This window comes from Streptosporangium sp. NPDC000396 (assembly GCF_042898655.1).
Lineage (GTDB): Bacteria > Actinomycetota > Actinomycetes > Streptosporangiales > Streptosporangiaceae > Streptosporangium.
The window spans coordinates 26,931-38,822 of sequence record NZ_JBIAZA010000012.1 but is presented as its reverse complement, the minus strand read 5'-3'; the positions used below and the strand labels follow the sequence as shown (position 1 = coordinate 38,822).

The 11,892-nt window shown below is 71.8% G+C and carries 8 protein-coding genes and 1 tRNA gene; 8 read left to right on the top strand and 1 reads right to left on the bottom strand.

Annotation, left to right across the window (positions count from 1 at the left end):
• Nucleotides 1-183 precede the first annotated feature (183 nt).
• The 7 genes from ACFY2X_RS20400 (at nucleotide 184) to ACFY2X_RS20370 (ending at nucleotide 9,881) form a co-directional block, all read left to right on the top strand.
• Nucleotides 184-1,272: an alkene reductase gene (locus ACFY2X_RS20400; protein ID WP_389940043.1), complete on the top strand. Its 1,089-nt coding sequence runs from the start codon at nucleotides 184-186 to the stop codon at nucleotides 1,270-1,272.
• A gap of 150 nt (nucleotides 1,273-1,422) precedes the next feature.
• Nucleotides 1,423-4,608, top strand: a complete 3,186-nt coding sequence (fdh, locus tag ACFY2X_RS20395) for a formate dehydrogenase (protein WP_389940042.1) — start codon at nucleotides 1,423-1,425, stop codon at nucleotides 4,606-4,608.
• Between the two features lie 4 nt (nucleotides 4,609-4,612).
• Nucleotides 4,613-5,404, top strand: a complete 792-nt coding sequence (locus ACFY2X_RS20390; protein ID WP_389940293.1) for a 4Fe-4S dicluster domain-containing protein — start codon at nucleotides 4,613-4,615, stop codon at nucleotides 5,402-5,404.
• Between the two features lie 40 nt (nucleotides 5,405-5,444).
• Complete coding sequence (gene nrfD / locus ACFY2X_RS20385) at nucleotides 5,445-6,428, top strand: NrfD/PsrC family molybdoenzyme membrane anchor subunit (protein WP_389940041.1); 984 nt, start codon at nucleotides 5,445-5,447, stop codon at nucleotides 6,426-6,428.
• Between the two features lie 166 nt (nucleotides 6,429-6,594).
• Nucleotides 6,595-6,687 (top strand) — tRNA-Sec (locus ACFY2X_RS20380).
• Between the two features lie 33 nt (nucleotides 6,688-6,720).
• Complete coding sequence (gene selA / locus ACFY2X_RS20375; protein ID WP_389940040.1) at nucleotides 6,721-7,992, top strand: L-seryl-tRNA(Sec) selenium transferase; 1,272 nt, start codon at nucleotides 6,721-6,723, stop codon at nucleotides 7,990-7,992.
• A complete protein-coding gene (locus ACFY2X_RS20370) occupies nucleotides 7,992-9,881 on the top strand; it encodes a SelB C-terminal domain-containing protein (protein WP_389940039.1) in 1,890 nt (629 codons plus the stop codon). Before selA ends, ACFY2X_RS20370 begins: the two co-directional genes overlap by 1 nt.
• Nucleotides 9,882-9,941: 60 nt before the next feature.
• On the opposite strand, the gene ACFY2X_RS20365 is transcribed toward ACFY2X_RS20370, so the two are convergent.
• Nucleotides 9,942-10,124: a hypothetical protein gene (locus ACFY2X_RS20365; protein WP_389940038.1), complete on the bottom strand. Its 183-nt coding sequence runs from the start codon at nucleotides 10,122-10,124 to the stop codon at nucleotides 9,942-9,944.
• Nucleotides 10,125-10,335: 211 nt separating this feature from the next.
• On the opposite strand from ACFY2X_RS20365, the gene fdhA reads away from it, so the two are divergent.
• Entirely contained in the window at nucleotides 10,336-11,559 is a 1,224-nt protein-coding gene (gene fdhA / locus ACFY2X_RS20360; protein WP_389940037.1) for a formaldehyde dehydrogenase, glutathione-independent, read from the top strand.
• Nucleotides 11,560-11,892 lie beyond the last annotated feature (333 nt).

Here is an 11,892-nt window from a genome sequence, read left to right as displayed (position 1 = left end):
GGCCGGATCAGGGCGAGGCCCCGGACCGGGGCGAGGCTCCGGATCAGGGCGAGGCGTAAACTGAACCCAGGAAGATCGTCATCGGTGGCGCCCGGTGGAGGTGCGTTCGCACGAACCCCTCGCCGATCTCGCGAGAGCCCGACCGCATCCGAAGGTCGCCCTTCACCAGCGAGGTAGCGCACCATGAACGCAACGCCCGCGCTTTTCCGGCCCGTCGAGCTGGGTGCCCTGACCCTTCCCAATCGCATCGTCATGGCGCCGATGACCCGATCGAGAGCCGCCGCCGACGGCACGCCCACCCCGCTCATGGCCACCTACTACGCTCAGCGGGCCTCCGCGGGCCTCATCATCACCGAGGGCACCCATCCCAGCCCCGCGGGCCGTATCGGCCCCGCCGTTCCCGGCCTGCACACCGACGAGCACCAGCGTGGCTGGGCTCGGATCGCGGACGCGGTGCACGAGGCGGGCGGGCACGTCTTCGTCCAGCTGATGCACGCCGGCCGGCTCGCTCATCCCGGCTTCCTCGACGGCCTGCATCCCGTCGCGCCGTCTCCGGTCCGCGCCAACACCTCCGTCTACACCCCGGACGGGCGGGTGGACGCGGTCACGCCCCGCGAGCTGACGGACGCGCAGATCCGTCAGATCGTCGACGACTTCGCCCGGGCGTCCCGGCGTGCGATCGCGGCGGGCCTGGACGGTGTGGAGATCCACGCCGCCAACGGCTATCTGCTGCACCAGTTCCTCGGCGACAGCAGCAATCTGCGCACCGACGCGTGGGGCGGTGACACCGCCGGGAGGATACGGGTGGTCGCCGAGGTCGTGCGCGTCGTCGCCGAGGCCGTCGGACCGGACCGGGTGGGCCTGCGGATCTCGCCGGGTAACCGTTTCGGCGATCTGGCCGAGCGGAATCCGCACGAGGTGTACGCCGCGCTGGTCCGCGAGCTGGCCGATGATCCGATCGTCTACCTTCACCTGAAGGAGAGCGGGGACGTCCCGCTGGACGGACTGATCCGCGAGCTGTGGCCGACCGCCCTGGTGGTCACGCCGCTGAACAGCCCGTCCGACCTGACCAAGACCGACTCGGCTGCATGGTGGCTGGAGCGCGGGGCGGACATGATCGCCTTCGGGAGCGCCTTCATCGCCAATCCCGACCTGGTCGAACGGCTCCGTATCGGAGCGCCCCTGAACCACCTCGCCCCCATCCCCGACGGCGTGTACGGCGGAGGCCCGAAGGGCTATACCGACTACCCCACGCTCCGTGACCTGGTCTGACGGTCCCGGGGTTGTGGCCGAGGGGTGGGAGACAGCGGATCGGCCGCTTGAGGAGTGGGGTTTCGTGCCGCCGTCATGCTTGAACGGTGGTAATCGGTCGTTCGTCCTTTTTGAGCGATTAGACCAGATGGGCTCGGGTACGACCGCACCATGGCACGGGGAGGACGGTTCTCCCGCTGGCCGGTGATCCGGCAGCTCAGGGGAGAGGACGCCAGGGGTGACGCCGCGCGTTCGGCGCGCACCGACGCGCTGAGGCCCCGCACCGAGGAAGCGGACACGGTCGCGCGATCGGTCTGCCCGTACTGCGCGGTCGGGTGCGGCCAGCTCGTCTACGTCAAGGACGGCAGGGTCACCCAGATCGAGGGCGATCCCGACTCGCCCGTCTCCCGCGGCCGGCTGTGCCCCAAGGGGGCGGCGAGCAAGCAACTCGTCACCCATCCCGGCCGGCCGACGCGCGTGCTCTACCGGCGCCCGCACGGCACCGAGTGGGAGAGCCTCGACCTCGAGACCGCGATGGACATGATCACCGACCGGGTGCTGCGGACCCGGCGGGAGACCTGGCAGCAGGAGGACGGGGGCAAGGTCGTCCGGCGCACCCTGGGCATCGCGAGCCTGGGCGGAGCGACGCTCGACGACGAAGAGAACTATCTGATGAAGAAGCTCTACACCGCCTTGGGCGCCATCCAGGTGGAGAACCAGGCCCGTATTTGACACTCCGCCACCGTCCCCGGTCTGGGGACCAGCTTCGGGCGTGGCGCTGCCACGGACTTCCAGCAGGACCTGGCGAACTCCGACTGCATCGTCATCCAGGGCTCCAACGTGGCCGAATGCCACCCGGTGGGGTTCCAATGGGTGGTGGAGGCCAGGGCCCGGGGGGCGAAGGTCTTCCACGTCGACCCGCGCTTCTCGCGGACCAGCGCGCTCGCCGACCGGCACCTGTCGATCCGCGCCGGGAGTGACATCGTCCTGCTCGGTGCGCTGGTCAACCACGTGCTCACGAACGAGCTGGACTTCCGCGACTACGTGCTGGCCTACACCAACGCCTCGTCGATCATCTCCGAACGCTTCAAGGACACCGAAGACCTGGACGGGCTGTTCTCCGGCTTCGATCCGGAGAAGCGCAGCTACGACCCGTCGAGCTGGTCGTACGAGAGCGCGGAGGCGGAGGCGGAGGCGGAGGCGGCGGGCGAGCGGCTGGAGGGCGGCCCGCAGCACGCCGAGGTCGCGGGGCCGGAGCAGTACGGCGCGGGCGGCCCCGCGACGCACGCCGGGCCGCCCACCGATCCGACGCTGCGCCACCCGCGCTGCGTCTACCAGATCCTCAAACGGCACTTCGCCCGCTACACCCCCGAGCTTGTGGCCGAGCTGTGCGGCATCTCCCGGCCGGAGTTCGCCGAGCTCGCCGAGGCGATCACGGCGAACTCCGGCCGGGAACGCACCACCGCCTGGGTGTACTCGGTCGGCTGGACCCAGCACACGGTGGGCGTGCAGTACATCCGCACGGCCGCGATCCTGCAGCTGCTGCTCGGCAACATGGGCCGTCCCGGCGGCGGCATTCTGGTGCTGCGCGGGCACGCCAGCATCCAGGGCTCCACCGACATCCCGACGCTGTTCAACATCCTGCCGGGATACCTGCCGATGCCTCACGCCCACCGGCACGAGAGTCTGGACGACTACCTCGCCAAGGCGGGGCCCGACACCGGATTCTGGGGCAGGAAACGCTCCTACCTGGTGAGCCTGCTCAAGGCGTGGTGGGGCGAGGCGGCCACGGAGGACAACGACTTCTGCTTCGGCCACCTGCCGCGCCTCACCGGTGACCACAGCCACTTCACGACCGTCATGGGACAACTCGACGGCACCGTGAAGGGCTACTTCGTGGTGGGGGAGAACCCCGCGGTCGGCTCCTCCGGCGGCAAGGCGCAGCGTCTCGGACTGGCCAATCTCGACTGGCTGGTGGTGCGCGACCTGACCCTGGTGGAGACGGCCACGTTCTGGAAGGAAGGCCCGGAGCTTGAGACCGGGGAGATGCGCACCGAGGACATCGCCACCGAGGTCTTCTTCCTGCCCGCCGCGAGCCACGTGGAGAAGGACGGCACCTTCACCAACACCCAGCGGCTGCTGCAGTGGCGGGAGAAGGCGCTCGATCCGCCGGGCGACTGCCGCAGCGAACTGTGGTTCTACTACCACCTGGGCAAGCGGATCCGGCAACGGCTGGGCGACGATGAGATCGACCGTCCGGTGCGCGAGCTGACCTGGGACTATCCCGAGCACGGCGAGCACCGGGAGCCCTCGGCGGAGGCTGTGCTGCGCGAGATCAACGGCACCGGTCCCGACGGGCGGGCGCTGTCGGGCTACATCGATCTGCGGCCCGACGGGTCGACCCGGTGCGGCTGCTGGATCTACTGCGGGGTCTACGCCGACGAGGTCAACCAGGCGGCCCGGCGCAGGCCGGGACGCGAGCAGAGCGAGGTCGCGCCCGAATGGGGCTGGGCGTGGCCGGCCAACCGGCGCATGCTGTACAACCGCGCCTCCGCCGACCCCGAGGGCCGGCCGTGGAGCGAGCGCAAGGCCTACGTCTGGTGGGACCCGGACAAGGGCGAGTGGACCGGGCACGACGTGCCGGACTTCGAGGCGGACAAGCCACCGGACTACCGGCCCCCGGAGGGAGCCACGGCCGAGGCGGCGCTGGCCGGAACCGACCCGTTCATCATGCAGGCCGACGGCAAGGGCTGGCTGTTCGCCCCGGTGGGCCTGGTGGACGGGCCGATGCCGGCGCACTACGAGTCGCACGAGTCGCCGATGCACAATCCGCTGTACGGCCAGCAGGCCAACCCCGTCCGCCGGATCTACCATCGTGCCGAGACCCCGTACAACCCGCCGGAGTCACCGCGCTTCCCCTACGTGCTGACGACCTACCGGCTCACCGAGCACCACACGGCAGGCGGGATGAGCCGGCCGCTGGCCTACCTCGCCGAGCTGCAGCCCGAGCTGTTCTGCGAGGTGTCCCCGCAGCTCGCAGAACAGCTTGGGCTGGTCAACGGCGACTGGGCGACGATCGTGACGACGCGCACCGCGATCGAGGCCCGCGTTCTCGTGACCGGACGCGTCCGCCCGCTGCGCCTGCAAGGACGCGAGGTGCACCAGGTCGGCCTGCCGTTCCACTGGGGGTGGAGCGGCCTGGTGACCGGCGACGTCGCCAACGACCTGATGCCCGTCGTGCTCGATCCGAACGCCTACATCCAGGAGTGCAAGGCCGTGACCTGTGATCTGCGGCCCGGCAGGCGCCCCAGAGGGAAGGCACTGCTCGATCTGATCGAGGAGTATCGCCGTGGCTGAGCGAATGGGGTTCTTCACCGACACGAGCATCTGCATCGGGTGCAAGGCGTGCGAGGTCGCCTGCAAGGAGTGGAACGACATCCCCGACGACGGGTTCGTCTTCCGGGCGACCTCCTACGACAACACGGGAAGCCTGGGGGCGAGCACCTGGCGCCACGTGGCCTTCATCGAGGAGCGGAGCCTGGTGCGGGCGGGCGAGGAGCAGGCAGACGACCAGGAAACCGGCTCGATCGACCGCTGGCTGATGTCGTCCGACGTGTGCAAGCACTGCACGCATGCCGCCTGCCTGGACGTCTGCCCGACGGGGGCGCTGTTCCGCACCGAGTTCGGCTCGGTGGTGGTGCAGGCGGACATCTGCAACGGATGCGGGTACTGCGTGCCGGCCTGCCCCTACGGCGTGATCGACCGCAGGGAGCGCGACGGGCGGGCGTTCAAGTGCACGATGTGCTACGACCGCCAGCTCGGCGGGCTGGAGCCGGCCTGCGCCAAGGCGTGCCCGACCGACTCCATCCAGTTCGGGCCGCTGGACGAACTGCGTGCCCGCGCCGAGGAGCGGGTGGAACGGCTGCACGCGGAGGGCATGCCGGAGGCCCGGTTGTACGGTGCGGACCCCGGCGACGGCGTGGGCGGCGACGGGGCGTTCTTCCTGCTGCTGGACGAGCCCGAGGTGTACGGCCTGCCGCCCGACCCGGTGGTCACCACCCGGGACCTGCCCGGGATGTGGCGGTGGGCCGCAGGGGCGGCACTCTCCCTGACCGGGGTCGTGGCGATGTCCTTCCTGAGGAGCAAACGATGATGCGCCGAGCCGAGGTCCGCGAGCGTCCCCGGGGGTGGCGGTGAGGCGGGAAGAGTCGATGGTGCCGGAGGCGGAGTTCCGGTCCTACTACGGGCAACCGGTGATCAAGGCTCCGGTCTGGCACGAGCCGCACATGCCCCTGTACCTCTATCTGGGCGGCCTGTCGGGGGCCGCGTCGGTGATGTCGGCCATGGCCGGGCTCACCGGACACGACCGGCTCGCGCTCACCGCCAGGGTCACGGCGGCCACCGGGGCCGCCGTCGGCGCCGGTTTCCTGATCGCCGAGCTCGGCCGGCCCGAGCGGTTCCTCAACATGCTGCGCGTGTTCAAGCTCACCTCGCCGATGAGCGTCGGCTCCTGGACCCTGGCCACCCACGGCGGCCTGACGGCGGTCGCGGCCGCCGCGGCCGTCGCCACCCTGCCCGGCTCCAAGGCTGCCGCGGCCCTGCCCGCCGGGATCTCCGCGGTCCTGCCCGCCGTCGGCGACGCGGCGGCTCTGGCCGCCGCGGTGACCGGCCCGCTGATGTCCACCTACACCGCCGTGCTCGTGGCCGACACCGCCGTGCCCGCCTGGCACGAGGCGCACCGGGAGCTGCCGTTCCTGTTCGCCGGGAGCGCGCTGGCCAGCGCGGGCGCCATCGGCATGCTGGCCACTCCTCGCGCGCAGGCGGGCCCGGCCCGTGCCGTCGCGATCGTGGGAGCCGCCGTGGAGACGGTCGCCGGCGAGGTGATGGAACGCCGTCTGGGGCTGGTCGGCGAGCCGTACCGGCAGGGCAGGGGAGGCAGGCTGATGCGCGCGGCCCGAGCCCTCACCGCCGGTGGCGCCCTGCTCGCCACGATGGCCGGGCGCAGCCGCGTGCTCACCGCGCTGTCCGGCCTCGCCCTCACCGCCGGCGCCCTGTGCACGCGTTTCGGCGTCCTGGAGGCCGGCAGGGCGTCGGCCGCCGATCCGAAGTACACGGTGGTGCCTCAGCGGCGGCGTCTCGACGCCGGGGAACACGCATCGGTCCCGGCACGACTGTAGGGCGGGCGGTCCGGGGCGCGGGTCCCGGCGGACCGTAGGGGGCGGTCCGGGGTGTGGGTCCGGCGGACCCGTAGGCGGGCGGTCCGGGCGCCGGTTCACGACGCGTCCCCGCCCGAAAGCCGCGCCTGTCCGAAGGCCGCGTCCGTTCGCGGGTAGGTTCTTCATCGGAGGCGTCCGGGCGCCTGGTGGCCCCCGCGGTCTTCAAAACCGACGAGGCCGGGTCTCTCGGCCTGGCGGGTTCGATTCCCGTCCGCCTCCGCTCTATTTTCGAAGTGTGGATCCACGAAGGCGTGTGCCACGCACCGACGTCGTTCTCGCTGATCCGCGGCTGGTCGCGGCGGCGGGACGGCTGGGGCGGGCCGTCGTCAAAGACGCGGTGACGCAGGCCCAGTGGCAGGCACGGCGGGGCGGCATCGGTCCCGGGGAGGTCGCCGACGCGGCCGTGGCGGCGCTTCCGCCCTATGCCACGAGCCTGCGGCCAGTGATCAACATGACCGGCGTGCTCGTCCACACCAACCTCGGCCGGGCCCCTCTGTCATCCGCCGCGACAGAGGCGATGGCCGCCGCGGCGGGTTCCGCCGACGTGGAGTTCGACCTGGTCACCGGAGCCCGAGCCCGTCGCGGGCGGGGGGCGATGGACGCGCTCGCGCGGGCCGTGCCCGCCGCCGAGGACGTGCACGTGGTCAACAACAACGCCGCCGCGCTCGTGCTGGTGGCCACCGCGCTCGCCGCCGGGCGGCAGATCGTGATCAGCCGGGGCGAGCTGGTGGAGATCGGAGACGGGTTCCGCATCCCCGACCTGCTCGTCTCCACCGGTGCGAGGCTGTGCGAGGTCGGCACCACCAACCGCACCTGCTACGCGGACTACGCGGCGGCCGTGGGACCGGAGACCGGGTTCGTGCTCAAGGTGCACCCGTCGAACTTCCGGGTCGAGGGCTTCACCGGTTCGGCCGGGGTCGCGGAGCTCGCCGGGCTCGGCGTGCCCGTCGTGGCAGACATCGGCTCGGGTCTGCTCATGAGGGAGCCGTCGCTGCCCGGCGAGCCCGATGCGGCGAGCACGCTGGCGGCCGGAGCCGACCTCGTCACCGCCAGTGGTGACAAGCTGCTCGGCGGGCCGCAGGCGGGACTCCTGCTCGGCCGCCGTGACCTGGTCGAACAATGCAGGCGGCACCCGCTCGCCCGCGCCCTGCGGGTGGACAAGCTGACGCTGGCCGCCCTGGAGGCGACGCTGCGCGGACCCGACACCCCCGTCCACCGGGCGCTGCACGCCGATCCGGCGGTGCTGCGCGAGCGCGCCGAGGCACTCGCCGGGACGCTGGCCGAGGCCGGGGTCGACGCCAGGGCCGTATCGACCGAGGCCACCGTGGGCGGCGGCGGGGCGCCCGGCGTGAGGCTGCCGAGTGCCGCGGTGAGCCTGCCCGAGCGGCTCGCCGTACCGCTGCGGACCGGCGAGCCCCCGGTCGTCGGCCGGATCGAGGGGGGACGGCTCCTGCTCGACCTGCGGGCCGTCCTCCCGGAGCGGGACGACGTCGTGGTGCGTGCGGTTCTCGGGGTGAGCGGCTGATGCACGTCGTCGCCACGGCCGGTCACGTCGACCACGGGAAGTCCACGCTGGTGCGGGCGCTCACCGGGATGGAACCCGACCGGCTGGCGGAGGAACGGCGGCGAGGGCTGACGATCGAGCTCGGCTACGCCTGGACGACGCTGCCCTCGGGCGAGCGGCTGGCCTTCGTCGACGTACCCGGGCACGAGCGGTTCCTCGGCACGATGCTGGCCGGAGTCGGCCCCGCGCCCGCCGTCATGTTCGTGGTGGCGGCCGACGAGGGCTGGATGCCGCAGTCGGAGGAGCACCTGGTGGCGCTTGAGACTCTTGGGGTACGGCACGGCCTGCTCGCGGTGACCCGCGCCGATCTCGCCGACCCCGCGCCGGTGATCGGGCAGGCACGGACCCGGCTGGCCGCGAGCGGCCTGGACAGGGCCGAGGCCTTGGCGGTGAGCGGGCGCACCGGCCAGGGGCTCGGCGAGCTGCGAGGGGCGCTGGACCGGCTGGTGGCGGGGTTGCCCGTACCCGACCCCGAGGCCCCGGTGAGGCTGTGGATCGACCGGGTCTTCAGCGTGCGCGGCAGCGGCACGGTCGTGACCGGGACGCTGTCAGAAGGCAGGATCACGGCGGGGAACGAACTGGCGCTTCCCGGCGGGCCGGCGCGAGTCCGGGCCCTGGAGTGCCTGAAGGAGCCGGTGACCTCGGTGACCGGTGTGGCGCGGGTGGCCGTCAACCTCCGCGGCCGGGGCGTCCCCGAGCGAGGCCAGGCCCTGGTCACACCTGGCGCGTGGACGTTCACCGACCTGGTGGACGTACGGCTCCGCCCGGCCGGATCACCGGGCGGTGGCCTTCCGGGTGGTGATCGGCTGGGTCAGCCTGGCGGTGGTTCGCCGGATCAGCCGGGTAGCGGTCGGCCGGGCCGGGGGAAGTCCGAGCGGGCCGGGGTGCCGGACGGCGGTCGGGGCGAGGGCCGTCTGCCGGAGCGGCTGACCGCGCACATCGGGTCGGCGGCGGTGGCGTGTGCGGTGCGCCCGCTCGGTGACCGGATCGTACGGCTGCGCCTGGCCCGGCCGCTTCCGCTGCATGTGGGCGATGTGCTGCTGCTGCGTGACCCCGGCCGGGGCCGCGGCGAGGTGCGGGTGCTCGCCGCGGCGAGCGTGCTCGACGTGCGACCGCCCGCGCTGCGCCGCCGGGGCGCGGCGCGGGACCGCGCGGCCGAACTGGCGGCCGCCGTACCGGATGCGGCCTCCCTGCTGGGCACGCACCGGCTGCTGCGCACGGGTGATCTGCTGGCCATGGGATGCGCCCCCGGAAGCGGACCGGTGTGCGGAGACTGGCACGCGGATCCGGCGTACTGGTCCCGGATGGGGGAGCGGCTGGCCGATGCCGTCCTGCGCCATCGGGCGGAGCATCCGCTGGAGCCCGGCATGCCGGTCGAGGCGGCCCGCCACGAGCTCGGCCTGCCCGACCGGCGGCTGGTGACGGCACTCGTGCGGCCGCCGTTCACGGTGGCCGACGGGCGGATCACCGAGGGGCCGCGAGGCCTGCCCGCGCCGGTGGCCCGGGCGGTCGACCGGCTCGGCGCCGAGCTGTCCGCCCGGCCCTTCCTGGCACCGGAGGCCTGGCGGCTGGCCGAGCTGGGGCTGGGCCACCGGGAGCTGGCGGCGGCCGTGTCGGCGGGGGCCCTGCTACGCGTGACCGACGGGATCGTCCTGCTTCCCGGCGCGGACACCCGGGCGGCGGAACTGCTGGCCCGCCTGCCGCAGCCGTTCACGGTCAGCCAGGCCAGGCAGGCCCTGAACACCAGCCGCAGGGTCGCGGTGCCACTGCTGGAGCACCTTGACCGGAGAGGGCTCACCGAGAGGGTGGACGAGGTCCACCGCCGGTGCCGGGCGTCGTCGCCGATGTGACCAGCGGGTATATGTTTGAACTGGGGGAACACCATCGTTTTCGGGGGTAGCGATGGTTGGTCATCTACCGCGCGGACCGCTCGCGGGAGCCATCGGGACGATATGGCTCGTCGCCTCCAGCCCGGTTTCGATCATCTCCTCCTTCATGGGCAACGGCCGTTCGGACCGCACCGGCTCCGGGCCCATCTCGCGCTCGCCGTTCGCCGCGACCGTCATCCACGTGTCCGGCGGCATCCGCGACATGCCCCGACCTGGCCGTGATCATCGTGCTCGCCGTGAGGCGGCGCCTTCCGGCCCGAACCCGACCCGCCAATCTCCTGATCACGTTGAGTCCGGAACGCTTCCACACCCCGGTGGCGCCGGACCAGGGGAGGTGACCGCACGACCACGTGACGGCGGCTGAACGGCCGCTTCACGCCTGTTTCATCGGCACTTCGACTAGGAAGGAAACACCATGCCTGGCAACAAGGCCGTCTCCTACCAGGGGCCGGGCAGGGTCGAGGTCCAGGACACCGCCTACCCCGAATTCGAGCTCAAGGAGGGCCCGGGAGTCAACCCGCTCAACGTGGGACGCAAGGTCCCGCACGGCGTGGTCCTCAAGGCCGTCGCGACGAACATCTGCGGCAGCGACCAGCACATGGTCCGCGGCCGGACCACCGCGCCGGCCGGTCTCGTCCTCGGTCACGAGATCACCGGTGAGGTCGTGGAGACCGGCTCCGACGTGGAGTTCATCAAGGTCGGCGATCTCGTGTCCGTACCGTTCAACATCGCCTGCGGACGCTGCCGCAACTGCAAGGAGGGCAAGACGGGCGTCTGCGAGAACGTCAACCCGGACCGGCCCGGTTCGGCGTACGGCTACGTCGACATGGGCGGCTGGGTCGGAGGACAGGCCGAGTACGTCCTCGTTCCCTACGCCGACTGGAATCTGCTCAAGTTCCCGGACAAGGACCAGGCGATGGAGAAGATCCTCGACCTGGCCATGCTCTCGGACATCTTCCCGACCGGCTACCACGGTTGCGTCTCGGCCGGGGTGACGACGGGATCCACCGTCTACGTCGCGGGCGCCGGCCCGGTCGGGCTCGCCGCGGCCGCCTCGGCGTTCCTCCTCGGAGCCGCCGTGGTCATCGTCGGCGATCTGAACAAGGACCGCCTGGAGCAGGCCCGCAGCTTCGGCTGCGAGACCGTCAACGTGGCGGAGGGCGAGCCGAAGGACCAGATCGAGCAGATCCTCGGTGAACCCGAGGTGGACTGCGGCGTCGACGCCGTCGGCTTCGAGGCCCGCGGCCACGGGCGCGACGCGGAGACCGAACGTCCCGCCACCGTGCTCAACTCGCTCATGGACCTCACTCGGGCGGGTGGCGCGCTCGGCATCCCGGGCCTGTACGTGACGGGAGACCCGGGAGGTGTGGACGACGCCGCCAAGGTGGGGTCACTGTCCATCCGGCTCGGTCTGGGCTGGGCCAAGTCGCACAGCTTCGTCACCGGCCAGTGCCCCGTCATGCGGTACAACCGCAAGTTGATGATGGCGATCCTGCACGACCGGGTGCAGATCGCGAAGGCGGTCAACGCCACGCCGATCCCGCTCGACGAGGCACCTCGGGGGTACGAGGAGTTCGACCACGGTGCCGCACGCAAGTATGTGCTGGACCCGCACGGGATGATCAGCAAGACCGGATGACGGCGTCCCGCCGCCAGGGAACGCCGTTCCCTGAACCGGCACCCGCCCGCCGAGTTCGCACGTGCCCGCCGGCCGCGGCGCGGGCACGTCGGACGGCCGGGGAGCACCCGGCGACGGGCGGGGCCGGTGGGCGGCGGGCGCGCCGTGGACAAGCATCTCTCGGAACACGACATCCACGGACAAGTCAAGTAAGTAATGACTTCTTTTCTTTTTACTAGTTTCAACCAGGTTGCTTCCAGAGCTTTGCTGGAAGCAACCGACCGTCATGACCCTTGTTGAATGACCTTGTTGAACGAAGAACCCGTCATGTGCATATCTCATCGTCGCCGACAC

Coding starts and splice junctions, on each gene's coding strand:
- fdhA (WP_389940037.1), top strand. CDS start 10,336: ATGCCTGGCAACAAGGCCGTCTCCTACCAGGGGCCGGGCAGGGTCGAG.
- ACFY2X_RS20370 (WP_389940039.1), top strand. CDS start 7,992: ATGCACGTCGTCGCCACGGCCGGTCACGTCGACCACGGGAAGTCCACG.
- ACFY2X_RS20400 (WP_389940043.1), top strand. CDS start 184: ATGAACGCAACGCCCGCGCTTTTCCGGCCCGTCGAGCTGGGTGCCCTG.
- ACFY2X_RS20365 (WP_389940038.1), bottom strand. CDS start 10,124: ATGTCGCGGATGCCGCCGGACACGTGGATGACGGTCGCGGCGAACGGC.
- ACFY2X_RS20390 (WP_389940293.1), top strand. CDS start 4,613: ATGGGGTTCTTCACCGACACGAGCATCTGCATCGGGTGCAAGGCGTGC.